At 64.0% G+C, this 25,441-nt stretch carries 25 protein-coding genes and 2 pseudogenes; 10 read left to right on the top strand and 17 right to left on the bottom strand.

Annotated features, from left to right (window positions below; genetic code table 11):
• Nucleotides 1-20 precede the first annotated feature (20 nt).
• Complete coding sequence (locus G6N13_RS15280) at nucleotides 21-662, bottom strand: TetR/AcrR family transcriptional regulator (RefSeq protein ID WP_163698303.1); 642 nt, start codon at nucleotides 660-662, stop codon at nucleotides 21-23.
• Here G6N13_RS15280 and G6N13_RS15275 point away from each other — a divergent pair.
• A pseudogene (locus G6N13_RS15275) lies at nucleotides 661-1,015 on the top strand (hypothetical protein); the annotation flags it as partial. The gene G6N13_RS15280 and the pseudogene G6N13_RS15275 sit on opposite strands and share 2 nt — an antisense overlap.
• Nucleotides 1,016-1,271: 256 nt before the next feature.
• Nucleotides 1,272-1,688 (top strand): Rv2576c family protein, encoded by a 417-nt coding sequence (locus G6N13_RS15270; RefSeq protein WP_163698302.1) that lies wholly within the window; start codon nucleotides 1,272-1,274, stop codon nucleotides 1,686-1,688.
• On the opposite strand, the gene G6N13_RS15265 is transcribed toward G6N13_RS15270, so the two are convergent.
• Nucleotides 1,604-2,290, bottom strand: a complete 687-nt coding sequence (locus G6N13_RS15265) for a TetR/AcrR family transcriptional regulator (protein ID WP_163698300.1) — start codon at nucleotides 2,288-2,290, stop codon at nucleotides 1,604-1,606. The two genes, G6N13_RS15270 and G6N13_RS15265, sit on opposite strands and share 85 nt — an antisense overlap.
• A 139-nt stretch (nucleotides 2,291-2,429) precedes the next feature.
• On the opposite strand from G6N13_RS15265, the gene G6N13_RS15260 reads away from it, so the two are divergent.
• On the top strand, nucleotides 2,430-3,707 hold the full coding sequence (locus tag G6N13_RS15260) for a cytochrome P450 (protein WP_163698299.1): 1,278 nt from the start codon (nucleotides 2,430-2,432) through the stop codon (nucleotides 3,705-3,707).
• 56 nt (nucleotides 3,708-3,763) lie between these two features.
• Here the strand turns inward: G6N13_RS15260 and G6N13_RS15255 are convergent, their stop codons facing one another.
• Nucleotides 3,764-4,120, bottom strand: a complete 357-nt coding sequence (locus tag G6N13_RS15255; protein WP_163702149.1) for a hypothetical protein — start codon at nucleotides 4,118-4,120, stop codon at nucleotides 3,764-3,766.
• Between the two features lie 195 nt (nucleotides 4,121-4,315).
• Between G6N13_RS15255 and G6N13_RS15250 the strand changes: the two genes are divergently transcribed.
• The 3 genes from G6N13_RS15250 (at nucleotide 4,316) to G6N13_RS15240 (ending at nucleotide 6,072) form a co-directional block, all read left to right on the top strand.
• Nucleotides 4,316-5,047, top strand: a complete 732-nt coding sequence (locus G6N13_RS15250; protein ID WP_163698297.1) for an Rv1363c family protein — start codon at nucleotides 4,316-4,318, stop codon at nucleotides 5,045-5,047.
• 117 nt (nucleotides 5,048-5,164) lie between these two features.
• Nucleotides 5,165-5,623 (top strand): hypothetical protein, encoded by a 459-nt coding sequence (locus G6N13_RS15245; protein WP_235677774.1) that lies wholly within the window; start codon nucleotides 5,165-5,167, stop codon nucleotides 5,621-5,623.
• A 2-nt stretch (nucleotides 5,624-5,625) separates the two neighbouring features.
• Nucleotides 5,626-6,072 carry an Rv2576c family protein gene (locus G6N13_RS15240; RefSeq protein WP_163698295.1) on the top strand — a complete coding sequence of 149 codons (447 nt, stop codon included), beginning with the start codon at nucleotides 5,626-5,628 and terminating at the stop codon, nucleotides 6,070-6,072.
• A gap of 4 nt (nucleotides 6,073-6,076) precedes the next feature.
• Here G6N13_RS15240 and G6N13_RS15235 read toward each other — a convergent pair whose 3' ends face one another.
• From G6N13_RS15235 to G6N13_RS15180, 12 genes are all read right to left on the bottom strand, one after another.
• Nucleotides 6,077-6,583 carry an Rv2253/PknI dimerization domain-containing protein gene (locus tag G6N13_RS15235; protein WP_163698293.1) on the bottom strand — a complete coding sequence of 169 codons (507 nt, stop codon included), beginning with the start codon at nucleotides 6,581-6,583 and terminating at the stop codon, nucleotides 6,077-6,079.
• A 12-nt stretch (nucleotides 6,584-6,595) separates the two neighbouring features.
• A complete protein-coding gene (locus G6N13_RS15230) occupies nucleotides 6,596-8,302 on the bottom strand; it encodes an MCE family protein (RefSeq protein ID WP_163698291.1) in 1,707 nt (568 codons plus the stop codon).
• Nucleotides 8,303-9,655 (bottom strand): MCE family protein, encoded by a 1,353-nt coding sequence (locus tag G6N13_RS15225; protein ID WP_163698289.1) that lies wholly within the window; start codon nucleotides 9,653-9,655, stop codon nucleotides 8,303-8,305.
• Complete coding sequence (locus G6N13_RS15220) at nucleotides 9,652-11,082, bottom strand: MCE family protein (protein ID WP_170310452.1); 1,431 nt, start codon at nucleotides 11,080-11,082, stop codon at nucleotides 9,652-9,654. The genes G6N13_RS15225 and G6N13_RS15220 overlap by 4 nt, the downstream gene beginning before the upstream one ends.
• A complete protein-coding gene (locus G6N13_RS15215; RefSeq protein WP_163698287.1) occupies nucleotides 11,082-12,164 on the bottom strand; it encodes an MCE family protein in 1,083 nt (360 codons plus the stop codon). Before G6N13_RS15215 ends, G6N13_RS15220 begins: the two co-directional genes overlap by 1 nt.
• Nucleotides 12,164-13,189, bottom strand: coding sequence for an MCE family protein (locus G6N13_RS15210; protein ID WP_163698285.1), 1,026 nt, complete (start codon nucleotides 13,187-13,189; stop codon nucleotides 12,164-12,166). Before G6N13_RS15210 ends, G6N13_RS15215 begins: the two co-directional genes overlap by 1 nt.
• On the bottom strand, nucleotides 13,186-14,400 hold the full coding sequence (locus G6N13_RS15205; protein WP_235677773.1) for an MCE family protein: 1,215 nt from the start codon (nucleotides 14,398-14,400) through the stop codon (nucleotides 13,186-13,188). The genes G6N13_RS15210 and G6N13_RS15205 overlap by 4 nt, the downstream gene beginning before the upstream one ends.
• 74 nt (nucleotides 14,401-14,474) lie before the next feature.
• Entirely contained in the window at nucleotides 14,475-15,323 is an 849-nt protein-coding gene (locus G6N13_RS15200; RefSeq protein WP_163698282.1) for an MlaE family ABC transporter permease, read from the bottom strand.
• A gap of 5 nt (nucleotides 15,324-15,328) precedes the next feature.
• Nucleotides 15,329-16,135 (bottom strand): MlaE family ABC transporter permease, encoded by an 807-nt coding sequence (locus G6N13_RS15195; protein ID WP_163698280.1) that lies wholly within the window; start codon nucleotides 16,133-16,135, stop codon nucleotides 15,329-15,331.
• Complete coding sequence (locus G6N13_RS15190) at nucleotides 16,125-17,087, bottom strand: thiolase C-terminal domain-containing protein (protein WP_235677772.1); 963 nt, start codon at nucleotides 17,085-17,087, stop codon at nucleotides 16,125-16,127. Before G6N13_RS15190 ends, G6N13_RS15195 begins: the two co-directional genes overlap by 11 nt.
• A 181-nt stretch (nucleotides 17,088-17,268) precedes the next feature.
• Nucleotides 17,269-18,474, bottom strand: coding sequence for a CaiB/BaiF CoA transferase family protein (locus G6N13_RS15185; protein WP_163698278.1), 1,206 nt, complete (start codon nucleotides 18,472-18,474; stop codon nucleotides 17,269-17,271).
• Nucleotides 18,471-19,973, bottom strand: a complete 1,503-nt coding sequence (locus G6N13_RS15180; RefSeq protein WP_163698276.1) for an aldehyde dehydrogenase family protein — start codon at nucleotides 19,971-19,973, stop codon at nucleotides 18,471-18,473. Before G6N13_RS15180 ends, G6N13_RS15185 begins: the two co-directional genes overlap by 4 nt.
• A gap of 313 nt (nucleotides 19,974-20,286) precedes the next feature.
• Between G6N13_RS15180 and G6N13_RS25180 the strand changes: the two are divergent.
• From G6N13_RS25180 to G6N13_RS15165, 4 genes and pseudogenes are all read left to right on the top strand, one after another.
• Nucleotides 20,287-20,370: pseudogene (locus G6N13_RS25180) on the top strand (short-chain dehydrogenase); the annotation flags it as partial.
• Between the two features lie 119 nt (nucleotides 20,371-20,489).
• On the top strand, nucleotides 20,490-21,350 hold the full coding sequence (locus G6N13_RS15175; RefSeq protein ID WP_163698274.1) for a mycofactocin-coupled SDR family oxidoreductase: 861 nt from the start codon (nucleotides 20,490-20,492) through the stop codon (nucleotides 21,348-21,350).
• Nucleotides 21,351-21,404: 54 nt separating this feature from the next.
• Complete coding sequence (locus tag G6N13_RS15170) at nucleotides 21,405-21,602, top strand: ferredoxin (RefSeq protein ID WP_163702142.1); 198 nt, start codon at nucleotides 21,405-21,407, stop codon at nucleotides 21,600-21,602.
• 42 nt (nucleotides 21,603-21,644) lie between these two features.
• Nucleotides 21,645-23,003 (top strand): cytochrome P450, encoded by a 1,359-nt coding sequence (locus tag G6N13_RS15165; RefSeq protein ID WP_163698272.1) that lies wholly within the window; start codon nucleotides 21,645-21,647, stop codon nucleotides 23,001-23,003.
• Nucleotides 23,004-23,217: 214 nt separating this feature from the next.
• On the opposite strand, the gene G6N13_RS15160 is transcribed toward G6N13_RS15165, so the two are convergent.
• Both G6N13_RS15160 and G6N13_RS15155 read right to left on the bottom strand, forming a co-directional pair.
• Nucleotides 23,218-24,396, bottom strand: a complete 1,179-nt coding sequence (locus tag G6N13_RS15160; RefSeq protein ID WP_163698271.1) for an acyl-CoA dehydrogenase family protein — start codon at nucleotides 24,394-24,396, stop codon at nucleotides 23,218-23,220.
• Complete coding sequence (locus tag G6N13_RS15155) at nucleotides 24,397-25,389, bottom strand: acyl-CoA dehydrogenase family protein (protein WP_163698268.1); 993 nt, start codon at nucleotides 25,387-25,389, stop codon at nucleotides 24,397-24,399.
• Nucleotides 25,390-25,441: the final 52 nt, after the last annotated feature.

Genomic DNA, 25,441 nt, shown 5'->3' with positions numbered 1-25,441 from the left:
AAGCGTAAAGTTAAGAGGAACTACCGGACCAGCACGCCGTGCAAGAAGAGATCCACCGCGTGCAGCAGGCGCCGCTGCTCTTCCTTTCGGCTCCGATAGAGACCGAAATCGGCCAGCCTGGCAGGCAGGACCTCGACCATCGCCAGAAAGTGTTCGGCGGCAAGCTCGATATCGTCGACCGCAAGGGCACCGGTCTCGGCGTGGCGGGCCAGGAGTTGCATCACCTGCTGCTGGCGGCTCGCCCAGCCGAGTGACTCGGCGGACAGCCCGAATTCGGGAAACCGATGCGCTTCGTTGCGCGCGATCTTGTGCAGCGCAACGATATCGGGATCGAGTGCCTGACGAAGGGCGCCCTGACCGACCGCCACCAGAGCGGTACGCAGGTCCTCGTCCTGCGCGGCGTCGAGGGTGTCGACCTGCACGGCCCGGCTGAACGCCCACGGGATGACGTCCAGGAACACCGCGCGCTTATCGGCATAGCGGGCATATAGCGTGGGTTTGGTGATCCCGGCGGCGTCGGCGATCGCGACCATCGTCGTCGCGTCGTAGCCGTTCTCCAGGAATGTCTTGACCGCCGCTTCCCGCAGCCGTTGGTGCAGCGCCGCCGCCTCGGCCTGCGTGGGCCGGCCGCCCCGCCGCTCCGGTGACGATGCCTGTGCCATTCGCGCGAGTTTACGTCGCGTGGCTATCACATCGGGTGGGCTGCGTTACCGCTGGCGCGATATCGTCACCGACGACTTCGTCCGCGACACCCGCCCGTCCGGCGGAGTTGTCATCGCCGGCGCGGACGCGTTCGTCACGTTCCTCCGCAAAACTCTGGGCAAGCCCTCCCAACCCACGGTTCATCAACCTCGCGGGCTACGGCCACTACCACGAGACCTACGAGAAGACCGGCGGACAGTGGCGGATCAAAACGTCCACCCTGCCTCGGCTGCGTGACGATGTCTTCAATCAGTTTTTCTCCCTGCGGATTTCACCGCGGCTGCGGGATTCCGCGGCGCGTCTGGCACGAAGGTGCTGGCCGGAAAGGCCGTCACCGACAGTGGGCCGCCCCGCGCGATACTGCGTCTGGCCGGGGCCATCTCCCCCGATGCCACCGCCAGCATGAATGGCGACTACCTCGTCCTGATGCGGACGACACCAGGCGACAACCGGTTGCACACCGGGTTCGCCAGTAGTGAAAATGGGCTTCTCACCGTGCCTGGCAACGAAGCGGCCCCTCGGTGGGACAAACCGCCGCCCGCAACGACTCCACCATGCCAAACTGAGCCATGAGGTTCGTTCAGTTGGGGTTGGCAGTGGCCCTGGCAGCGGGATGTGTGGCGGGTTCGTCAGCCCCGGCCGGCGCCGACGAGGGTGTACTGCACCAGGTCACCTACAGCGTCTTCGCCGAGCAGCCGTTCCGGGCCGCGGATATCTACTACCGGGACACCGAGCCGGCGAACTGGTCGGACTACAGCCACGACCCCTACGTGTTCAGCCCCAAGGTCGAGGCTGACGTCGGACCGACCCAGAAATGGGTGCTCAACGTTCAGCTAGCCAACCCCGACGAATGGGCTATGGTCGCAGCGACCAGCGGACTGTCGAAAACCCCGCCGAATTTTCACTGCGTGCTTGCGGTTGACGGGGTTGTCGTCGCGGAGAACTCCGGCCCCAAGGGCGCGCTCTGCTCGCTACGCCACTGGTGAGCTGAGTCGTCCGCCAGCAGCGGCGGGCCCTCCATCACCGTCAGGAAATTTTCGACGAGTTCCAGGGTTTCGGCATGCCCCGAGGTGACGCCAAGTGCCTCGCCCAGCATCACCACCGTCGACACACCGGTCAGCAGGATTGACCAGACCACCGGCGGAACCTCATTGGGCAGTACGCCGTTGCGCTCCAATACGGTCACGAACACCTGGCGCTGATCCTCGCGGAAACGCTCGGCGTAGCGGGACATCTCGGCGCGAAGGACCTTGCGGTGATTGGCCAGCGCGGCCATCTCCATCGTCAGCCGGCTGGCGGCGGGGTTGATCCCGAATCGCCACAGCGCCCACAGCGGTTGGGGCGAGGCCAGCGCACGCTTGTGGGCTTCCATGCCCTGATCGGCATAGCGGCGGAAGACCTCGAGGAACAGGTCGTCCATCGTGCGGAAGTAGTAGTGGACCAGCTGCGGTTTGAGTCCCGCCTTCTCGGCAACCCGACGCGAGGTCACTGCGGCGTAGCCCTCGTCGATCAGCAGCTGTTCGGCAGCGTCGAGCAGCACGAGGCGATTTTTCGCGTCGGGCGCACCGATCCGCCGCGCCGATGCCATATGCCACCTCGTCTCGTCACCGCCGATTGAACACGCCGATAGTACGTGGGCCGATGGGATGCAGCCTTGACCGGGGACTTTACGCCATGCTAAGCAGATGCACAGCAATCAGCCCGCTGCTTGGAGGAAGAACCCGCATATGACCGACTTCGCCACCGTTGACTTCCTCACCGATCAGACGCTGGTCCCCAATCCCTACCCGTACTACGACTACCTGCGCGATCAGAGCCCGACACTGCGTCTGGAGCCGCACGGCTTCGTGGCCGTCACGGGGTACGAGGAGGCACTGGAGGTCTACAAGAACCCCGAGGCTTTCTCGAACATCGTGGCTCTGGGCGGGCCGTTCCCTCCCCTGCCGTTCACGCCCGAGGGCGATGACCTCAACGAGCAGATCGATGCCCACCGCTCGTACTTCCCGATGAACGAACACATGGTGACGATGGACCCGCCGGATCACACCAAGGCCCGTTCACTGCTCAGCCGGCTGCTGACCCCCAAGCGGCTCAAGGAGAACGAAGACTTCATGTGGCGGCTGGCCGACCGCCAGCTCGACGAGTTCATCTCCCTGGGGCACAGCGAGTTCCTGGCTGAGTACGCAAAACCCTTCTCGCTATTGGTCATTGCAGATCTTCTCGGGGTCCCCGAGGGGGATCACAAGGAATTCCGCACGGTGCTCGGCGCTGATCGCCCGGAAGCACGAGTCGGCTCGCTGGACCATGGGTCCGTCGGCACGAACCCGCTGGAATTCCTCGACGAGAAGTTCAGCAGCTACCTCCAGGACCGTCGTCGCGATCCCCGCGATGACGTGCTGACCGAGCTGGCGACCGCCAAGTACGCCGACGGGTCGACGCCGGAGATCATCGACGTGGTCCGCACCGCGACGTTCCTGTTCGCCGCCGGCCAGGAGACCACCGCCAAGCTGCTGTCCGCGGCCATCAAGGCGATGGCCGAGCGGCCCCACCTGCAGCAGAGTCTGCGTGAGGACCGCAGCCTGATCCCGACGTTCATCGAGGAGTCACTGCGTCTGGAAAGCCCGGTCAAGAGTGACTCGCGGCTGGCCCGGCGGACCTCGAAGGTCGGCGATATGGAAGTGAAGGCGGGCACCGTCGTCATGGTGCTACCGGGCGCGGCCAACCGCGATCCGCGGCGCTTCACCGATCCGCACGAGTTCCAGGTGCGTCGCCCCAACGTCCGCGAGCACATCGCCTTCGGCCGCGGCGCGCACTCCTGCCCGGGAGCGCCGTTGGCACGCGTCGAAGGCCGAGTCTCCCTGGAACGGATGCTGGACCGGATGGGTGAGATCACCATCGACGAGGAGTTCCACGGACCCTCCGACGACCGTCGCTACAACTACGAGCCGACTTACATCCTGCGCGGGTTGGCCGATATCCACGTCCGGTTCACCGGCAGGAGCTGAGAAGTGAGAAAGCCCTAGGCCGCGATGCGGTCTGGGGCTCTTTCTCGTTCAGGCGGTCACGCGTCGCCCTGCACCCAGCGGGTCCTCCCGCCGGTCGCCACACACGTCAGGAACATGCCGTCCGGCGCCTGCGCGACAGAGTTCTCATAGCCGCCGCAATCGGCGTCTAGATTCTTGATGCCCACCATCGGGGGCGAGCGGAAGTACCGCGGCTCATAGCGTCGGGGCGACCCGCAGAAGATCAGCCGGCCCCAGTTGTTCCGGTTGTCGACGCCGAACACGTAATAGGTCGTGTTGCTGCACGGGGCCCCGAGTTCGACACCCGGCGTAATGCCCGGTGTGCAGAACGCGTCATTGCACTCATTGGCGTTGATCGGGGTCACCGCGGGGTCCGCGGAGGCCGACGCCGGCATCAGTAATCCGGCCGTCAGGAGCGCAGCAAGAACTGGCACGGTCGATCGCACTCGAATACTTTCGCATACTCGGTAAGCGAATTCTCCGGCTCAGGGAAGAAACCGGGACAAAACCCATAATCGCCGCTGTGGAATGCTGGCCCGCAGTGCTGGCGTCGCTCTTCGCCATGCGACCGTGATGGACGAGGAGGTCCCATGCCGGACAAGAATGAATCCGCGGCACCCGATGACGCAGTCTCCGCCGAAGCGGCCGAGGCGGCCGCTGCTGCGGCTGAAGCGCGCGCCGAGGCAGCCCGTGCTCGGGCAAACGAATTGCGCCGCAAACTGGAAACTTCTCGCGACGAAAAACCGGCACCGTCGGAATCGGTGACGGAAGCGGCCGTCGAGACCGAACCACCGCAAGCCACCGAGGATGTCACGACGCCACGCAAGCGCGGGCTGCGACTGACGACGGTCGCCGCCGCGCTGGCCGTTCTGGTGGTGCTCGCCGTGCTGCTCGGCGCAGTCGCCAACATGCTCTGGCAACACCGGAGTGCCGATCAGCAACAGCATCGCTCGGCCGAGTTCGCCGCCGCCGCCCGCCAGGGTGTGGTGAACCTGATGTCACTGGACTACACCAACCCCCAGGAAACCGTTCAAAGGGTCATCGACGGTTCGACGGGCAAGTTCAAATCGAACTTCGAGGACGGCTCCCCCGACCTGATCAAGGCGCTGCAACAGTCCAAGGTCATCACCAAGGTCACCGTCAACAACGCCGCCGTCGAGTCGATGGACAAGGACTCGGCCACCGTCCTGGTCGCGGCGACCTCGCAACGAACTGGACCGGATGCTCCGAAAGAAGATCAGCAGCCGCGGGTGTGGCGAGTGGTGGTCAGCCTGGTGCGCGAGGGCGATCAGTTGAAGGTGTCGGACGTCGAGTTCGTCTGACGCCGACGCAACCTGGGCAAACCCGTTCTCCGTAGAGCCCAGGGACGGTATTCTCCGATGACGAGAATGCCAATCTCGCAGCGTGCGTAGCTTGGCTCGAAGGCGAAGGAAGCCGGTTTGAAGTCCCTCGTGATAACCACGGCGCTGATGGCGGCTGCGGTGACCCTGGCTGCGCCCGCCACCGCAGAGATGTACCTGGGCAATTATGTGATGACCATGCCGGACCGCAGGGACTTCCACACCTGGGTATGGTCCGTGACTGCGTGTGTACCGCCGAACTCAATCACCAACACCCCCAACTGCGTTCACGTTCTCACCCTGCCGCGACCGATCGCGAAGGCCGTTCAGAGCAACGCCGACGCACCCTTGGTCAACGGCCAGTACACGTTGGCCATCAACGACCCGTTCGGCCTGCGATGCGGTGACATCTATTACGGCCCAACTATTCCCACCCATGACGTGTACACCTGGGATGCGAATACCCTGGTCGGTTCGATGGTGTCGACGTTCGACGCCGGTTGCGATGGCGCTCCTGGTGGCACCTTCACCTATCCGTTCAGCCTGAGCCGGATGTGAAAATGCATATCGCCACGCGGACTTTCGCCACTGCCCTAGCGGTTCTCGGCACCGCGACCTGCCTCGCGTCACCAGCACTGGCCGACGACGCTCCGCCCGGTGGTCCGCTGCCACCGCAGCTGTTCAACGTCAAATACACCGTCACGGCCGACAAGCCTGTCATCGCCGAGATCTACTACCGCGACACCGATCCGCCGACGTTCTCCGAGTACAGCCACGATCCGTACGTGTTCAGCCCGAACACCGAAGCGACTGTCGGACCCAACAAACCGTGGGTGCTCGTGGCCACGCTGACCGATCCGATGCAGTGGGGCATGGTTCTCGTCCAGGCGACCGGGGCGCTCCCCAAGGCAACAGCCGGATTCAACTGCACGATGGAAATCAACGGCCAGGTCGTCAAGCGGAACAGCGGCCCCAAGGGGGCGCTGTGCTCGCTGCGCAATTGGTAATGCGCTAACGCTTTTTCATGTAGAACGGCATCTGGATCACCGGCGGCTGGTTGCGCCCGCACGATCCGCTCGGACCGACGACTCGGTTCTGACCGGAGTATTCAGTCGACGCAGCGTTGTAGTGACCATCGCTGCCGTTGACGGGATACATCTGGTACTCCTGGAATCCTTCGATCGCCGCTCCGTCAGCACAGAACCGCCAGTTCGGAATGGTGCGCTTGACATACCACAGGCCGTTCGTGGTGAAGACCGGCGCCGTCCAGCCTGCGTCGCTGTGCACAATCCCGGTGCACTCGGTGGGCGAGATGCATTGAGTCGAAATCGTCCAGGTTTCACGCTCGGAAGGCTGGTCCTGATAGCGCTCATTGACCTTCGCCCAATCACCGTTGGATGACGTCGCAAACGTGCCGTTGATGCCCCACGTCTCGTCCGCCGCAGCGGGTGCGGCACAACAGATCCCAGCGAGGGCAGCGGCCGAGCCGATCGCGGTTAGCGCTTGACAAGCGCGCATCCCATACCCCTTTCAGCTCTGCAGCATGTCCTGCCACGTCGTTGCCGGCTTGGCCAAATTCGTCTGGCGATAGAGCGTTCCGTCGCTACCCATGTACTCGCCGGTGCGTTTGTCGTACTTGGCGACCTGCAGCACCGGAGCCGTCCGGCTGCCGCCGTTGAACGCACTCGGAGCTGCCTGGGGCACAGCCGGATCCGTGGGTGGAGGCTGCTTGTCAACCGGCAGCATGTTCTGCGGCCCCGGCGGGTTGACCGGTGCGGGTCCGATATTGCCCTCCGGGCCCGGCGGCGACACCGGCGGCGTCTGATAGATCGGCTGGCCGGGCAGCAGCGGCCCCGGCCCGGTACCCGCGAAGTTCGGCGGCGGCGGACCGATCGGCGGCGCGCCCGGCGGCGGGGCGCTCACCCCCGGCGGCAGCGGCGTGCCCTGCAGTGGCCCAAAGAGGTTGGAGCCCGGCAGCGCACGGCTGTCGATCGGGATCCCCTGAGCAACCAGATTGGGGTCAATCGGGTACGGCCCGGTGACGTGCTGACGCTGCGCCAGCGGTTGGAAGCCGTTGGGGTCGTTGCACAGTTCCACGGTGGGAGCGCGCTTACCGGGATGCTCCATGCAGGGGTAGTTACGTGCGCCGCGGACGGCCACCGGCGAGTCCTGCGGGAGCTTGCAGTAGAGCCCGTCCGGGGTGTCGATCACCGACGTGTCAGCCGGGTTTCGCCACGATGACGGCGGCAGGAACCCGATCGTGCAGGCTGCGGGATCGCCGAGTCCCAGTGAGAAGTCACCGTTGGGCACACCGGTGGGGTTGTTGGCTTGGGTGTAGGTCTGAATCTGGGCGACGAACGGCGGCACAAGAACAAACAACTGTTCGACCGATTTATTGTACGTCAGAAAGATCTGACCGAACGTGGTCAGGTTCGCCAAAAGCACTGGCAGCGTTGGTTTTATCTGCTCGAGCAGCTTCGAGGTCTCCTGCGCGAAGCCCGGCCCGTTCTTCAGAATCGAACGGAACTGCGGATCGTTGTCAGCCACCTGCCCGGTGATGCCGGCCAGGCTCTGCGCCCAGGTCCTGATCGAGTCGGTGGTCATCTCCTGCGCCCGGACGAACGGCCGTGCGTCGTCGATCAGCGCTCGGGTGTTGTCGGCGATTCCGTTAGCGTCGCGGGTAATCGTCGCACCCGAGTCCACAAGCGACCCGAAGTCGTAACCCGTTCCGTTGAAAGCCTGGTAGGTCTCGCCAAGCAATTGGCTCAGTGTGTCTTTGGGGATGCTTCCGACCAGCTTGCTCACCTGGTCGAGCATCGGGCCCACCGCCTGCGGAATCGAGCTATTGCCGACCGCGATGACCGAGCCGTCCTGTAGGTAGGGTGCTTTGTTGGTGCGCGGCAACAGTTCGACATATTGCTCGCCCACCGCTGACATGCTGCGCACCTCGGCCTTGAGATCCGCCGGGATCTTTGGCGAGTTGTCCAGCGACAGCGTCGCCTGAGCGCCGGTGTCGGTCAGCTCGATCGAGGTGACCTTGCCGATTTGCAAACCCCGGTAAGTGACATTGCTGAACTGGTAGAGACCGCCGGTGGCCGGTAGATCCAGCTTGACGGTGAGCCGACCCACTCCCAGCAGGGTGGGTATCTGGATGTAGGCGAACAACATGATTGCCACACCGACGATCGAGGCGACGGTGAAGATGATGAGCTGAGTCCGGACAAAACGCGTCAGCATTTAGCCACCTCCTGCTGTCGGCGGAGCCGGCGGTGTGGTCGCCGGCTGATTAGATTGGGCCGCATAGGGTCCGGCGAAGACCGGGTTGACGCCCGTCGCGGCCAGCTGCTCGCGGGTGTAGATGTCGGCACCCGGCACCCCAGTCGACGGCGGCGGTACAAACGGCAGAATCGGACCTGCGGCAGCGATCGCCGCCAGCGGGGGCGCCACCGGCGGGTTGTCGTCGAAGACATCCGGTGGCGGCGGGGTGACCCCGGTCTTGAGCGGGTCGTAGGTGTAATTCAGGTAGTACGGATCGCCGGGCGCGGGAATCAGCTGGGCCTGCGCGTCTCCCCATCTGGTACCGAGCATCAGTGTGCGCTTCAGCCGTGGGACGGTCAGGTCGATGGTCGCGAACAGGTTGTAATAGTCACCGCGGATAGCCCGATCCATGAATGGCTGGGTGAACGGGAAGTGGATCGCGTATTCGAGGAGCGCATCCAGATCGGGGCCGACGTCGGCGAACGCCTTGAGGGCAGGTTCCAGGTTTTTCAGGTTGGCAACCAGGTCGGCCTGCGACTGGTTGACCACCGTGTTGGCGGTATCGCTGAAGGTGCCGAGCTTCACCAACGCTGTTGTCAGCGTGGGCCTTTCCTTGATCAGAACGTCGATGGCCGGCGGGATCTTCTGGAGAGCCGCGGCGAGGTCGTCGCGCTGACCGGCGAACGTCGCGGCCATCCGGTTCAACGACTGAATGACCGAGACGATGTTGTCACGCTGGCTGTCCAACGTTGCGACGAAGGTGTCGAGCCGGGTGATCAGGTCGCGGAATGCGGCCTCGTTGCCGCTGACCGCTGTACTGAAGTTGTGGATGACGTCGCCGATCTGCCCGAGCCCGCCGCCAGTGACCACGGCCGCCAGCGACGCCAGCGTCTGCTCGGTGGTCGGATACGTCGAAGTAGAATTCAGCGGAATCGTCGCGCCTGGGTTGAGCTTCCCGCTCGGTGCCTGGCCAATCGGGGTGTTCAGCGATAGGTGCATCGAGCCCAGCAAGCTGGTCTGTCCAACGCTCGCAACGGCGTTCGCCGGCACCACGACGTCGGGCTTGACCGAGAACTCGACATCGGCGTGCCAGTTCTTGACGGTCAGCTTACGCACGCTGCCGACGACGACGTCGTTGATCATCACCGGCGAATTCGGCTCCAGCGTGGCGATATTCGCGATCTCCGCGTGGTAGATGCTGGCATCTCCCCCGCGTCCCACCGTGCCGGGCAGCGGCAGCGAGTTGACGCCCTGGAATGCGCAGGCACTGGTGGTCACCGCAACGCACGACCCTGCGATCACCGCCCGTCGCCATGCTTTTCCGCCGATCATGGCGTCCCTCCTGCTTCTGCCGCCATCGGGGCACCAGGCTCCGGACCGGGGGCGGGCCCGGTCGGGTTCAACATGCTGGGCAGCGACGAGATCACGCTGGGCGGGATGATCGGTCCTGCGCCGGGCAACAGCTGGGCAGCACCGGGCGGCGCCTCCCCTGGCGCGCGGCCGGTGAACGGCGGCGGCGGAGTGGGTCCCCCACCTTCGTATGCCGAGATCGACGGCGGCAGTGGCGGCACATCGGGGGTCGGACCACCAGCACCCGGGGCCAGGTTCGGCTGCGAGTAGACGAGTTCGTCCGGCGACGCCGAGGGCATGAGATAGGGATCGATTCCGATTGGCAGGTAGTTGAAGTTCAGCAACCGAAGCGCCGGGCCTAGGTACTGACTGCAAAGCTTCGCCGTCTCCGGGGCAGTGGTGTTCTCGATCGCACCGATTGCGCCGCAGATGAATTCGGTCGGGTTCGAGAAGTTGTTCAACACGAACTGGCCCACCGCGCTACCCGAGGACGGGTTGTAGATGTTGTAGGCGTTGGCCAACGCGTTCGGCGCGATGTGGAGAATGTTCTCGATTTCCATTTTGTTGTTCAACAGATTCGTGGTGACGTTCGTCAGCCGATGCAGCTGCTCCGACGTCTGGTCGCGGCTACCCGCGACGAACCGTTGGATGTCGACGATGGCCACCGACAAGTTCTTCAGCGCACCGTCGAGATCCGAGCGATTGCCGTCGATCACCCTGGTCAGCGTCGCCAATCGGTTCTGGAACATCACCACCTGTTCGTTGCTGTCGCGAAGGGTGGTGACGAAGGTCTGCAGGTTCTTGACGATGTCGACGATGTTGCCGCTGCCGTTGGCCAGGACACGAGACACGCCGGCAAGCTCGGTGATGGTCTGGCGCAACTTGTCGCCATTGCCGTCCAGCGCATTGGCCGCGCTGTCAATGAAGCGCGAGACCGACGTTCCCGAAACACCGCTTCGCGGTCCCAGGTCGGTGGCCAGCCTGGTCAGCTGTTCTTTGACCTCGTCCCACTCCACCGGTATCGCGGTGCGGTCCAAGGGAATCACCGCGCCGTCGGCCATCTCCTTCTGCCCGGTGTTCTTCCGATAAGCCGGGGTGAGTTGAACGTAACGGGCAGCCACCAGATTCTGCGCGACGATCACGGCCTTGGCGTCGGCTGGGACGGGCACATCCCGGTCTACGTCGAGCACCAGCTTGGTCTGGGTGCCCTCCGGCTCGATCGCCTTGATCGTGCCGACCTTGACCCCCGACACCCGAACATCGTCACCGGGATAGACACCCGTGGCGGTGGTGAAGACCGCATCGATTCGCTTGGGGCCGAAAAGGACGTTGCGCACCAGCACCGCCACACCCACCAGGAGAACCCCGGCTAGCACCACTGCCAGCACCTTGACCCAGCGTCGGCCCATCAGCGCGAACCTCCAGGAATACCGTTGTAGGGCAGTGGCAACTCGGCGCGCGGCCCAGCGGTGTCAGCGGGCTGACCGGCATTGACTCCGCGCCGGAAGCCGAACGCGTAGTCCATGAACGGCTGCAGCAACTGCGCGGGCTGCAGGTTTGGCACAAACGCGTTGTAGTACGGGCCGTTGGCCAGTGTCTCGCCCTCGGAGAGGATGAATTTCTTTACGCTCGGCAACATCGTGGCGATATTGTCTTTGTTCTTCTCCAGCACGGCGACAACGGAATTGAGGCGCTGCAGCGTCGGCGCCAGCTTGTCCTCGTTATCGTGGACCAGACCCGTCAGCTGGGCCGACACCGCGGAGGTGTTGGCCAGCAGGTCAACGATCACCTCGCGGCGGTCGTTCAGCACACCCAGCAGGTCGTTGGCATTCAAAATCAAGGTGTTCAGCTGCTGACTCCGCTGCCCCAACACGGTAGTGACGTCGGAAGCGCTCCTGAGTAAGCCGGCCAAATTTTCGTTGCGACTGTTGAGCGATCGCGACAGCGTGCTCAGACCGTCGAACGTCGGCCCCAGCTTCGGCGCCAGCTGGTCGATCGTGGCCGAGAGGGTGTCCAGCGACTGGTTGAGCGATGCGGTGTCGGTCCCAGCCGTGTTGCTGGTCAGATCGCTGACCGCCTCGGTGAGCGAATACGGCGACGACGTCCGGGTCGTCGGAATCACATCGGCAGACCGCAGGCTCCCACCACCCGCCGATTCCAGGGTGAGCACCCGCTCGCCCAACAGGGAACCGGTGCGAATGTGCGCCGTCGTTTGGGACCCCAGCGAATACTTGCCCGCGGTAGTGAACGTGACCAGCGCATCGCCGTTGTCCAGTGAAACGTCGGTGACCGAACCGATTTTGATACCGGACAGCGTCACGTCGTTGCCGGTAGTGATGCCGCCGGCCTCGGTGAACAATGCCTGATGGCGGACCGAGGTGGCCAACTGAAGCAGGCGTTCGGGCTGCAACCCGACGGCGATCACGAGCAGGATCAGGACGGCACCGAGGAATCCGGCGCGCCATAGATTGGAAGCGCGGTATTTCAGCATCAGGGCTCCGCACACCTTCCGGTTTCTTGTTTGATCATCGGGAAGACCCCGGTCCGTCCCTGAAGATCGGTCACGCGGATGCCAATTCCGCAGATGTAATACATGATCCAGCTGCCGTACGCCCCGAGCCGGGCCATTTTGCGGTAGTTGTCCGGCCCACGCTGCAGCCCCCTGTCGAAGACGATCCTGTTGTCGTCCAGCAGCGGCGCCAGCCGGTTGAGTTGCTCGACGTCTCCCTTCAGAGGGGCGCGGGCCTGGCTGAGAAGGCTTGTCAGCGAGGCCGTTCCGTTGTCTAGCTGCGTGATCGCCGTGCCGATGGGTTCGCGATCCTGTGCCAGACCGGTGATCAGCTTCTCCAGCTTGTCGATGGCTCCGGAGAACTTATCGCCATCCTTGGCCAAGGTATCGACTACGACCTTCAGGTTGTCAATCAGCTGCTCGACAGTCTGACTGTTGTCGGCCAACGCATTCGAGAACGACGTCGTCTTCCCCAGCAACGAGTCAAGGGTGTCGCCCTGCCCCTGCAGGATGTTGATCAGCGAGGTGGTGAGCGCGTTGACGTCCTGCGGGTTGAGCCCCTGAATGACCGGGCGAAGGCCGCCGAGCAAGAGGTCAAGGTCCAATGCGCCCTGGGTGCGGTCCTTGGGAATCGTGGAACCCGTCGACAGCACCCGAGCCGAGCCCGGCCCGTCGATGAGCTCCAGATACCGGTCACCGGTGAGGTTCAAATAGCGAACTGCCGCCTGGGTTCCCGTGGTCAAGACGATGTCACGGTCGGCGTCGAACTTGACCAGGACGCTCTTGTCGGGTTGCAGGTCGACACTGTCGATCGTGCCAACCCGGACTCCGGCGACCCGCACCGTGTCGCCGTCCTTCAGCCGGGATGCGTCCGCGAACACTGCTGAATAGCCGGACGTCGAACCGCTCCGGTAGTTGCTGAACGCCAAGAACAGGAACGCGGTCAACACCACCATCACGACGCTGAACACGCCGAACTTGACCAGTGTGCTTGTGGTGCGCATCATCCCGGCTGTCCGATCTGTGCGGTGTTGCGCGGCGGGCCATCCAGCGGCCCGAACAGCAGTTGTTTGAGGCCGTCAGAGTTCAGCAGGATGCCCTGGTTGCCGTACTGCCACGGGTTGCTGCCGACATCGGTGACCAAGTACTTGGATTTGTTGCCGAAGCCGAGGTACGGCAGGCCCATGCACTGCGGACCGCCCGTGGCCGCAACCTTTGGCAGGTTCGAGGGGTAGCGGTACCGATCGATGCCCAGTGTGAAGGCGACGGCGACCGCCACGCCAGGGTCCTGCAGTGGAGGCGACAACCGGATCCAGTCCATACCTTTGAGCGTGCACTCGATGACCGGCGCATATTCGTTGAACAACTTCGTGGTGGGCGTCAGCAACTGGAGCACCTTGGACAGTGCCGGCTGGTTGGCGCCCAGCACGTCATTGCCCTGATCGGCCAGCCCAATCATGTTGACCAGAAACGTGTCCAGATTCTGCTGTTCGTCCACGATGCTCTGGCTGATTCTGTTCGTGTTCTGCACCGTCTTCACCAGATCCGGTGCGGCGTCGGCATAGGCGGCCGACACTGGCGCGGACAGTTCGATGTCCTTGGCCAGGTTGGGCAGGCTGGGCTCCAGCTTGGCCAGCAGGCTGTCGAAGTCGGCCACGGTCTGACCAAATTGCTTGCCGCGGGCCGCGAATGCCTCTGAGAGCGCCCCGAGTGTCGCGTTGAGCTGTGTCGGATCGATCTTGTCGAGGATCTGCGTCAGCTGCTGGAACACCGTGTTGATTTCGACGGTGACATGTTGGCCCTGCAGTACCTGACCGGAATACATGGGCTTCGATGACGGGTCAGCAGGCGGTTCAAAGTTGACGTATTTCGCACCGAAAACTGTCGTCGAGGCAATATCGGCGACGACGTTGGACGGAATCTTGCGCAGCTGCCCAGGGTCCATCGCCAAGTGCAGGACGGCCGCACCATCGGGGCGGGTCTCGATCGAATCGACCTTGCCCACCTGTACACCACGCATCTTCACTCGGGCGTCAGGGTTCATCACCAGACCGGCGCGGTCGGAGATCACGGTCACCGGAACGGTTTTGGTGAAGTCGCCACGGAACAGGCCGACGGAAACCGCGACGATCGCGGCGACGATCACCACGGTCGCCAGGCCCGCCACCGGGCGTGCCCAGCCGCGCGCACCGAAGTTGGTCCCAGTTCTGGCCGCCACCGGCGCAGCATCGGTTTCGGTTTCAGATCGGTCGGACGGGCCCGGACCGAGATTCCGCGTCACGTCGTCCCCCCCTATCCGGACAGGTTGAAGTTGCCGTTGGATCCGTAGATGGCCAGGGAGACCAACAGGGTGACCGAGACGACCACGATCAGGGAGGTCCGCACGGCGTTACCGACTGCTACCCCGACACCGGAGGGTCCACCGGTGGCGAAGTAGCCGAAGTAGGTGTGGATCAACAAGATCGTGATGGCCATCAACACCGCCTGCAAGAAACTCCACAGCAGATCGATCGGATTCAAAAACGTGGTGAAGTAATGGTCATACAAACCCCCGGACTGGCCGAACAACACCACCGTGGTGAACTGGCTGGCCACAAAGCTCAAGATCACCGCGATCGAGTACAGCGGGGTGATCGCGACCATCCCGGCCACAATCCGAGTACTGACAAGGTATTCGACCGGCGGAATACCCATCGACTCCAGCGCGTCGATCTCCTCATTGATCCGCATCGCACCCAACTGCGCAGTCACACCCGCACCGAAAGTCGCAGCCAACCCGATCCCAGCCACCACCGGCGCACTGATCCGCACATTAATGAACGCGGCCAAAAAGCCCGTCAACGCTTCGATACCGATATTGCCCAATGAGCTATAACCCTGCACCGCCAGCGTCCCACCGGCAGCCAACGTCAAGAACCCGACGATCACCACGGTGCCGCCGATCATCGCCAACGTGCCCGCACCCATCGAGATCTCCGCGATCAACCGGATGATCTCTTTCCGGAAATGCACCGTCGCGTGCGGAGTGCCAGCGATCGCACGCCCATAAAAAATCGTGTGATCACCAATACGACTAAACGTCCCCAACGGACGCCTGACCTGCCGCGCGATCCGCGGATACACACCCTGTAGCGACGCCACCGGTCCTACCTCGCGCTCATCCGGATACCAATAGCGGTCACGACCACGTTCACCACGAACAACGCCATGAACGCGTACACCACCGTCTCATTGACCGCGTTCCCCACCGCCTTGGCACCACCACCAGAGATCGTCAACCCCCGATAACACGCCACCAAACCCGCGATCAACCCAAACAACGCCGCCTTCACACACGAGATGATCACCTCCGGCACCCCGGTCAACAACGTGATCCCCGCAGCGAACGCACCCGGATTCACATCCTGAACAAACACCGAGAACACGTAACCACCCAAAATCCCGATGATCACCACCAAACTATTCAGCAACAGCGCCACCAAACCCGACGCCAACACCCGGGGAGTCACCAACCGCTGCACCGGGTTAATCCCCAGCACCTCCATCGCGTCGATCTCCTCACGGATCGTGCGCGACCCCAAATCCGCACACATCGCCGTGGCACCAGCACCAGCCACAATCAACACCGTCACCAACGGACCGACCTGCGTCACCGCGCCAAACGCCGCACCAGCCCCCGACAGATCCGCAGCCCCCAACTCCCGCAACAGAATATTGAGCGTGAAACTCACCAACACCGTGAACGGAATCGCCACCAACAACGTCGGCGCCAACGACACCCGCGCCACAAACCACGACTGCTCCAAAAACTCCCGCCACTGAAACGGCTTCCGAAACACAAACCGCACCGCATCCGCCGACATCGCGAACAACCCGCCAATAGCCTGCATCGGACCCGCAGCACTCTTCAACGAAATACCCGGTGACCAACGCTCCGGTCCCTTAGCTGCCATGGGTGCCCGGTCCCTCCAAAATCGTCACCGCGGCGACCGCCGTCGGCCCACCAATGTTGTGGGCCAGCCCGATTCGGGCGCGGTCCACCTGGTTTCTCGCCTCACCCCGGAGCTGCTCGACAAGCTCTACGGACTGGGCCACTCCGGTGGCGCCGGGCGGATGCCCCTTGGTCTTGAGGCCGCCGCTGGAATTCACCGGCAACGCTGCCCCAACACACGTCACTTCGGCCTCCATCAATTTGTAGGCCTCCGCTGGTTCGGCGAAGCCGAGATCTTCATAGCTGATCAATTCGATGCCGGTGAAGAAATCGTGAACTTCCGCCACGTCGACGTCAGCGGGCGTCAGATTTGCCATACTGAAGGCTCTTGTGGCCGCTCGGACCGTCGCCGGGAACGTGGTCAGATCCGACGTGTGCTGACGCATCACCGAGTCCAACCCCAGCCCCACACCACGGATCCACACCGGCCGGTCGGTATAGCGGTCCACCACATCTTCGGCTGCCAGTAAAAGTGCTGCGGCACCGTCACTTTGGAGTGCGCAGTCATACACACCGAACGGTGTCACCACCGTGGGCGCGGCAAGCACCTCGTCGATGGTGACCTCGAATCGGAGGCGCGCCTTCGGGTTGGATAGGCCATGCCGATGGTTTTTCACCGCGACCATCGCCATGTGCTCACGGGTGGAAGGGGTTTCGTGCACCTTGTCCGCACCCATCATCAACGCCACGTCGGCCGTGCCGGACGCAACGCCGTAGAGGGCATCGCGGACTGTGTCATTGCCGGTGGCACAGGAGTTCTCGATCCGGGTGACCGGTAGGTCGGGCAGGCCCAGCGAGTCGGCCAGGATGCCGGCCGGGAATCCGTCGGGCGTGCCCATCGCGCCGAACCATGCCGCGTCGATCTCAGATTTGTTGACGCCCTTGTCAACCCGGGCGGAGCGCTCTCGCGGCAAGCCCTGGTGATATGGCGCAAAGGAATACCCGTAGCCGCTCCCGGACAGTGCCGCTCGGCCCGCTTCAACAGCGAGTGTGGTCGCGTCCTCATCATCGCCAGAAACACGATGTGCAGCACACCCCCACGAAGGTAGATGGGCGCCAATGGCGATGTGTGCGGCATGAGGTCTCCCGCGCTACCTACGTGACCGCGCCGGCGGTCTTGAGTTCGATGATGCGGTCCCAGTCCAGCCCGAGTTCTTGGAGGATCAGGTCGGTCTGTTCGGCGAAGCCTGGTGCCGGACCTGTGTGCGGCGCGGCGACGTCGAACTGCACCGGGTTGGCGACGAGCTCCAATTCGCCTGCCTGCACGATGTATTCGTTGGCACGGACCTGCGTGTCCTGCGCCGCCTGCAAAGTGTCCTGCACCGGCGCCCACGGCCCGGCCAGCGTCGAGAATCGCTCGCTCCACTCCAGTAGCGGCCGTGTGGCCATTGCCTCGCGCAGGATGTCCACGGCGGCCGGGGTGTTCTCCGCGATCGATTCCGCGGTGGCGAACCGGGGGTCGTCAGCGAGCTCGTCGAGGTCCATGTGCTTGCACACGTCGGCCCAGAACTTTCCTGGCTGCATCATCACGAACGAGATGTAACGGTTGTCGGCCGTCTCGTACAGGCCTACCAGCGGGTTGATCGGCGACCCGGGCACACCCGGAGGCGGTTGCACCATCCGCTGTTGGAGGTGCTGGGTCAGCGCCACGGTGTGGCCCATCGCCCACAGCCCACTGCCGAGCAGGGAGACATCGACGGTCGTCGGCTCGCCGGTGCGCTCACGCTGGAACAGCGCGGCCGCGATGCCGCCGGCGAGATTGGTACCCGAGATCGTGTCACCGTAGGCCGGGCCTGGCGGGCCGATCATGCCTGGGATACCGGGCGGCGTGATAGTCGCGGCGGTACCGGCGCGACACCAGAAGGCCGTCATGTCGTACCCGCCCTTGACCGACTCCTCGCCGCGCGGGCCGAGCGCACTGCCGCGCGCGTAGATGATCTTCGGGTTGACGGCGCGGATGTCGTCGACGTCGATCCCGAACTTCTGGCGGTGCCCGGGCAGGAAGCTGGTGAGGAACACATCAGCGCGGCGCGCCAATTCCAGCAGTACCTCTTTGCCTTCGGGCACCGACATGTCCAGCCCGATGCTGCGCTTACCGCGGTTGGCGTGCTCGATGTTCGGGTTGGGATCGCCCTCGACGCGCAGTGGGCCGGTCTGACGCAGTCCGCGCTGCGGATCACCGGTCACCGCGTGTTCGACCTTGATGACATCGGCGCCCCATTCGGCGAGCACCGCGCCGCACGACGGCACGAAGCCGTACATCGCGACCTCGAGGACGCGAACCCCATCCAGCGGCCTCACGACACGACCGCCGCAAGGGTCTTGCGCTCTAGGAATTCCTCCAGGCCGGCCACACCCATCTCGCGGCCGACACCGGACTGCTTGTAGCCGCCGAACGGGCTGTCCGGACCGAAGTAATTACCGCCGTTGATGCCCATCGTCCCGGTCCGGATCCGGCGGGCGATCGCCAGCGCACGGTCATGGTCGCCGAACACGCCGCCGGAGAGGCCGTAGATGGAGTTGTTGGCGATCCGGACCGCGTCGTCGTCATCCTCGTAGGCGAGAACGGCCAGCACGGGTCCGAAGATCTCGTCCTGCGCGAGCTCGCTGTCGGGGTCGACATTGGTGATCAGAGTCGGCTCGTAGAAGAAGCCCGGCCCGTCGACCTTCTTGCCACCGGTGACGACGGTCGCGCCCGCGGCAACCGCCCGCTGGACCATGCCGTCGACCTTGCCGCGCTGAGCCTCGTTGATCAGCGGTCCCATGTACGTCGACGGGTCGGCCGGATCGCCGTGGCGAACCATGCCCATGAAGTTCTTCACCAGCTCGACGATCTCGTCGTGGTGCTGACGGGGCACCAGCAGCCGAGACGTGATCGCGCAGCCCTGACCGGCATGCGAGGTGATCATGAAGGCCGCCATCATGGCGCAGTTGTTGAAGTCGGCGTCGTCGAGCACCACCATGGCGGACTTGCCGCCGAGTTCCAGGAAGACCTTTTTGATGGTTTCGCTGGCCGCGGCCATGATTTTGCGGCCGGTCGCCGTCGATCCGGTGAAGGTCACCACATCCACATCGGGGCTGGTGGTCAGCGCCGCACCGACGGCGGCATCGGTGGAGCTGATCACGTTGACCACACCGGCCGGGATGTCGGTGTGCTTCGCAATCACCTCGGCTAGGGCCAGCGTCGTCAGAGGGGTGTCCGGTGCGGCCTTGAGAATGACCGTGCACCCGGCCGCCAGCGACGGGCCCAGCTTGGCCAGCGCCAGCTGGTTGGGGAAGTTATAGGCAATGATGGCGGCCACCACACCGGCGGCTTCCTTCTCCACCCACCGGCGGTGGATCTGACCGCGGCTCTCGATCTCGCCGAGGTCCTCGCTGAGCGAATAGGTATTCAGCAGATTCGCGTAGTAGCCGACGATCCGGATGGGGTCGTCGAGCTGGGCGCTCTCGGTTAGCGCGCGCGTCGCGCCCACTTCGGCGATCGTCAGCGCACGCAGTTCATCGCTGTGTTCCACTAGCGCGGCGTGCAGCTGCTCGAGGCAGCGGACCCGCAGTTCGACGTTGGTGGACCACTCGCCGTTATCGAAGGCATTGCGGGCCGCGGCGATCGCCCGCTCGGCGTCGGCGACGTCCGCATTGGGCGCGTAGCCGACAACCTCACCGTTTGCCGGATTGATCGAAGAATAGGTGCGCGCAGCCGCCACGAGCTGGCCATCGATCAGCATCTGCCGGTCGCAAACCTGACGCTGGACCGCTTGCTCGCCGCTCGCGATGGTTGCTGTCGCGTCCTGGGCCGGCATCGGCAACTCCTCCGGTGGGTGGATAACTCGATTCTCATCTCCGGCGAATCATACATTCGGCTCATGAGAACTCAAGCCGCGTTTGAGGAACGTCCCGATCGGACACGCGTCCGATCTACGCGACGTCGAATCACATCACCGCAGTTAGACACATCGCGCCGAAGTGTCTTGCGAAATGGATCACACCGAGAGTAGCGTTCTCATATCAGAAAGGGCGATTCTTGACATTCGAGATCCGCGGCAACGGCGACGTGACGGGATGCGGACGCCGTGGCGAGCCGTGTCGCTCCTTCTTGTGCGCCAGAGATCGTCTGTGAAGACGGCGTTGGTAACCGGTGGCGGTTCGGGTATCGGTGCGGCAATCGCTGCCCGACTGCGCTCGGACGCCTACCACGTCGGCGATTCGTTTCGCCGAGGCCGGCTGCGGCCGCATCGTCAACGGCGGCCGCAGCACCTGAGCACGCGTGAGTTCACGACATTTCGACACATGACGGGCAGTTAGCGAGAGGAACACCGATGGGACGAGTCCAAGGCAAGGTTGCGTTCATCACCGGCGCTGCACGAGGGCAGGGCCGCAGCCATGCCCTGAGGCTGGCCGAAGAGGGCGCCGACATCATCGCTGTGGACTTGTGCAAGGACGTCGAGACCATCGGCTACAAAATGGCCTCTCCCGAGGATCTCGAGGAGACCGCCGAGCTGGTCAAGAAGACCGGTCGGGGCATCGTCACCGCAGAGGCCGATGTGCGCGAGGCCGCTCAGCTCAAGGATGCTCTCGACCAAGGCCTCGCCGAGTTCGGCAAGGTCGACGTCGTCGTGGCGCAGGCCGGCATCGCCGGGATGAAGGGCACGCCGCCGCTGCAAGCCTGGTGCGACGTCATCAACACCAACCTGATCGGCACCATCAACGCGATCCAGGTCGCGCTGCCCCACCTGGAGGCGGGTGCATCGATCATCGCAACGGGTTCCACCGCAGCGTTGATGGACGCCCATCAGAAGGCCAACCCGGGCGCCGATCCCGGTGGTATGTCGTACATGGTCGCCAAGCGACTGCTGTCGAATTATGTGCACGACCTCGCGACCGAGCTTGCGGTGCGGGGCATTCGGGCCAATGTCGTCCACCCGACGAACTGCAACACCGACATGCTGCAGAGCGAACCGATGTACCGGTCCTTTCGCCCCGATCTGGAGAACCCGACCCGTGCGGACGCCGAACCCGTGTTCGGGGTCCAGCAGGCGATGAAGGTCAACTTCGTTGAGCCGCTGGACATCAGCAACGCCGTGCTGTGGCTGGCATCCGAAGAAGCCCGCTACGTCACCGGCATGCAGCTGCGCGTCGACGCCGGCGGCTACCTCAAGTGGTACGACTACCACGTCTAGGCGTGACGACCGCCACATCTGACGACTCAGCACTCGGTGCAGGAAAGGAAAACTGTGAAGGTCCGGGTTGATCAGGATCGGTGCCAAGGACACACGCTGTGCGCCATGATCGCGCCAGATATGTTCCGGCTCAGCGATATCGATGGCAGTTCATCACCTGTCACCGAAGACGTCCCAGCCGATCAGATAGAGCTCGTCGGTGAAGCCGCGCATTCCTGTCCCGAGCAGGCAATCCTCATCGAAAACGATTGACGATTCCCTGCCTGTCCATGAACTATCAAGGGAGACAATGCCTTGAGCCTCGATGACGCCACCGAGCGGAAGCAGCCGAACTATCACTTCGACCGGCACAAACCGGAGTATCGGCAACAATTCGAGAAGATCACCGAGGAGATGCAGTCCCGGTGCCCGATGGCGTGGACCGACGTCTACGACGGCCATTGGGTGGCCGCGGGCAGCAAAGAGGTATTCGAGCTGGCGCGCTGCCCGGTGGTGTCCAACCATCACGACCTCACCGGCGAGACGCCGTTCACAGGTATCACGATCCCGAAAGCCCAGCGGGCAACCGTGGTTCGCGGCGGCATCCTGGAGATGGACGAACCAGAGCACAGCAATTACCGCGGGGCGCTGAACCCGTACCTCTCCCCTGCCGCGGTCAAGCGGTGGGCGCCGTTCGTCGACGAGATCGTTCGCGCGTCGCTCGACGAAAAGATCGAGTCGGGTCACATCGACTTCGTCGACGATCTCGCCAACATCGTTCCCGCGGTGCTCACGCTGGCCATGATGGGGATCGAGCTGAAGAAATGGCCGGTCTACAGCGAACCCGCACACCTCTCGGTGTCCACCCCGGAGCACTCCCCCGACGCCCCGCGCGTCGCGGAGATGAATCGACAGATGGGCATCGACATGATCAACACGATGATGGAGGTCCGGGAGAATCCGCGACCCGGTCTGGTGAACGCGCTGCTGCAACTGCGCATTGACGGTGCGCCGGCCCCCGATCTGGAGATCCTGGGCAATCTCGGCCTGATCATCGGCGGCGGCTTCGACACCACCACCGCGCTGACTGCCCATTCCCTGGAGTGGCTGAGCGAGAATCCCCTTGAGCGCGAACGGCTCAGCCGCGAGCGGGACAAGCTCCTGGATCCGGCCACCGAAGAATTCCTGCGGTTCTACACTCCCGCGCCGGGCGACGGGCGCACGTTCTCCGGCGATTTCGAGGTCGACGGATATCAGTTCAAGGAGGGCGAGCGGCTCTGGCTGTCATGGGCGATGGCCAACCGCGACCCCTCGGTGTTCGAGAAGCCCAACGAGGTCGTGCTGGATCGAAAGGGCAACCGGCACTTCAGTTTCGGTATCGGCGTGCACCGCTGCGTCGGGTCGAATGTGGCGCGCACGGTGTTCAAAGCGATGCTGACCGCCGTGCTGGACCGCATGCCCGATTACGTCTGCGACCCCGAGGGCAGCGTGCACTACGAGACCATCGGCGTCATCCAGGGTATGAAGCACCTGCCGGCCGATTTCACGCCGGGGCCGCGCCTTGGCCCCGGGCTCGACGAGACGCTGGAACTGCTCCAAAAAGCATGTCTGGAACAGGGACTCGCGCGTCCCATCACCGAACACAAGGAAGCAGCCGTCATCGACTGGCGCTAACACCCACCAAACGAGACGTGGCCCTTCCTTTCGGAGCGGCCACGCTTCGTTGTGGGTTAGGCAGCGTCCTGCTGTGCGCCACCGCCGGACTTGTTGGCCGAGCCGGAACCCGACGCCGAGCTATCGCTGTTGGCCGAGCTATCCGACTTGGAATCCGAGGATCCGCTTGTCGGTGCCTTGGGCAGCGACGGGGCCTTCGGGACCCGAACCCGGCCTATTTCGCGCGCGGAAGGCCCAGCACCTGCTGGGCGATGATATTGCGCTGGATCTCCGAGGTGCCCCCAGCGATCGTGCCCGAGAAGCTTCGGGCATGGCGCTCGAACCAGCTGGCGAAATAGTGGTCCAGATTCATGTGCGCGTACGGTCCGGTACTGGACGGATGTACCAGACCGTCGGAACCTGCTGCCGCGAGCGCATACTCGGACGCGCGCAGCTCGGCTTCGGATCCGAACAGCTTGACCACTGACACCGATGCCACATCGGATTCGCCGCGGGCCGCCTTGGCCAGCCCGGAGGACCCCATCAGGCGCAACGCCTGATAGTCCATGATCATCGAGGCGTACTGGTCCTTTTCCAACGGCGTCACCGGCTCGAAGTCCCCGATCATGTTGGCGATCCGGTCGGCGAATCCCAGCCACATCATCGTGCGCTCGTGACCGAGCGATCCGTTGGCCACGCCCCAGCCGCCATTGAGCGGGCCGACCAGATTCTCGGCCGGTACCCGCACATCGGTGAAGAACACCTCGTTGAAGTCTTTGTCGTCGACCCCGCAGATCGACGCGAATGGCCGGCAGACCACGCCCGGCAGGTCGGTCGGGATGATCAGCACGCTGATGCCCTTGTGCTTGGGCGCATCCGGATCGGTACGAACAAACGTCAGCAGGAAGTCGGCATCGTGCGCGCCCGAGGTCCACACCTTCTGCCCGTTGACCACGAAGTCATCGCCATCGCGTACCGCGCGGGTCCGCAATGACGCCAGATCCGATCCCGCACTGGGCTCACTCATGCCCAGCGACGCGGTCTTCTCGCCCTTGAGGACCGGCACCGCCCAACGCTGCTTCTGTTCGTCGGTTCCGAACGAGATCAGCGACGCCGCAATGATATTGACGCCCTGGGGATTAAAGCTGTGGTAGATCCGCCGATTGCACAGTTCCTCGAGATGCACGAACTGCTGCAGGATCGATGCATTACGGCCACCGAACTCGGGCGGCTGGGCGGGCAGCAGCCAGCCGTTGTCGAACAACAGCCGCTGCCAACGCCGCGCCCAGGCCGGCATATGCGATACCGATCGGGGCCGCTCCAAGGTCTCGGCCTCGGTGGGCAGATTGGCATCGAGGAACGCGCTGAACTCATCGCGGAAGGACTCGACATCGGGATCGAATGAAAGCTGCATCTACAGGTCCCTGTACTCATCGGCAATCAAGGCGCGGTGTTCGGCGGCACCGCCGAGCATCAGCTCTCCGGACTTGGCGCGCTTGAGGGCGAATTGGACGTCGTTCTCCCAGGTAAAGCCCATGGCACCGAACAATTGCAGCCCGTGGCGGAACGCCACCGACTGGCAATCGCCTGCAGCGGCCTTGGCCATCGAGGCGGCCAGGCGCCGGCGCGGGTCGTCGGCGCTGATCGTCAACGCGGCGAAATAGGCCAGCGTGCGGGCCCGTTCGATCGCGACGTGGATGTCGACGGCCTTGTGCTGCACGGCCTGGAAAGAGCCGATCGGCACCCCGAACTGCTGGCGGTCCTTCACGTGTTGCAGTGCCAGGTCGAGAATGCGCTGGCACGCACCCACCGTCGTAATGGCCAAACCGGTCAGTGCGATATGCCGGGCCCGTTCGGGGTCGGTGTGCACGCGGTCATCGTCGCAGATGTGCACAGCGGGGAAGGTGACGTCGGCGATGTGCAGCAACGGATCGAATACCGGTACCCGCGTGATCGTTGCGGCAGCGGCTTCAACGAGAAACACCCCGCCGTCGGTGACCACGGCGAGCTGCTGCGCCCGGTCGGCGTCCAAGACGTAGCGGGCGGTTCCGGACAGCACCCATCCCTCGGCGTCACGGTGCGCGGTGACGCCATCGAACACCGCGGTACCCGCCTGCTGTGGGTCGTAGCGATCCCCGGCCAGCGGGGCGTATTGCGTGAGGGTGGCCAGGAACGGGGTCGGGTCCGTCGCGCGGCCGAACTCCTCGAGCACGATCGCCAGCTCAACGGCGTTCTCCGGGTCGGCCAATTCGGTCCAGCCGGCCTCGACGTAGGAGCCCCAGAGTGGACCCGGGTCGACACCGTCCTCAGCGATCCCGCGGATCAACGTGGCCGGGCACTGCTTGGCCACCGCGTCGCGCACGGTGTCCTGCCACAACCGCTGATCAGCATCGAATTCCAGTAGCACCCGCTGCCTCCTGCATCGACCAAACCGATGCGGATGGAAATCTAATTCTCCA

The organism is Mycolicibacterium sarraceniae (genome assembly GCF_010731875.1).
Taxonomy (GTDB): Bacteria; Actinomycetota; Actinomycetes; order Mycobacteriales; family Mycobacteriaceae; genus Mycobacterium; species Mycobacterium sarraceniae.
This window is presented reverse-complemented; position numbering and strand designations above follow the sequence as displayed.

Coding starts and splice junctions, on each gene's coding strand:
- G6N13_RS15280 (WP_163698303.1), bottom strand. CDS start 662: ATGGCACAGGCATCGTCACCGGAGCGGCGGGGCGGCCGGCCCACGCAG.
- G6N13_RS15270 (WP_163698302.1), top strand. CDS start 1,272: ATGAGGTTCGTTCAGTTGGGGTTGGCAGTGGCCCTGGCAGCGGGATGT.
- G6N13_RS15265 (WP_163698300.1), bottom strand. CDS start 2,290: ATGGCATCGGCGCGGCGGATCGGTGCGCCCGACGCGAAAAATCGCCTC.
- G6N13_RS15260 (WP_163698299.1), top strand. CDS start 2,430: ATGACCGACTTCGCCACCGTTGACTTCCTCACCGATCAGACGCTGGTC.
- G6N13_RS15255 (WP_163702149.1), bottom strand. CDS start 4,120: ATGCCGGCGTCGGCCTCCGCGGACCCCGCGGTGACCCCGATCAACGCC.
- G6N13_RS15250 (WP_163698297.1), top strand. CDS start 4,316: ATGCCGGACAAGAATGAATCCGCGGCACCCGATGACGCAGTCTCCGCC.
- G6N13_RS15240 (WP_163698295.1), top strand. CDS start 5,626: ATGCATATCGCCACGCGGACTTTCGCCACTGCCCTAGCGGTTCTCGGC.
- G6N13_RS15235 (WP_163698293.1), bottom strand. CDS start 6,583: ATGCGCGCTTGTCAAGCGCTAACCGCGATCGGCTCGGCCGCTGCCCTC.
- G6N13_RS15230 (WP_163698291.1), bottom strand. CDS start 8,302: ATGCTGACGCGTTTTGTCCGGACTCAGCTCATCATCTTCACCGTCGCC.
- G6N13_RS15225 (WP_163698289.1), bottom strand. CDS start 9,655: ATGATCGGCGGAAAAGCATGGCGACGGGCGGTGATCGCAGGGTCGTGC.
- G6N13_RS15220 (WP_170310452.1), bottom strand. CDS start 11,082: ATGGGCCGACGCTGGGTCAAGGTGCTGGCAGTGGTGCTAGCCGGGGTT.
- G6N13_RS15215 (WP_163698287.1), bottom strand. CDS start 12,164: ATGCTGAAATACCGCGCTTCCAATCTATGGCGCGCCGGATTCCTCGGT.
- G6N13_RS15210 (WP_163698285.1), bottom strand. CDS start 13,189: ATGATGCGCACCACAAGCACACTGGTCAAGTTCGGCGTGTTCAGCGTC.
- G6N13_RS15195 (WP_163698280.1), bottom strand. CDS start 16,135: ATGGCAGCTAAGGGACCGGAGCGTTGGTCACCGGGTATTTCGTTGAAG.
- G6N13_RS15180 (WP_163698276.1), bottom strand. CDS start 19,973: ATGCCGGCCCAGGACGCGACAGCAACCATCGCGAGCGGCGAGCAAGCG.
- G6N13_RS15175 (WP_163698274.1), top strand. CDS start 20,490: ATGGGACGAGTCCAAGGCAAGGTTGCGTTCATCACCGGCGCTGCACGA.
- G6N13_RS15160 (WP_163698271.1), bottom strand. CDS start 24,396: ATGCAGCTTTCATTCGATCCCGATGTCGAGTCCTTCCGCGATGAGTTC.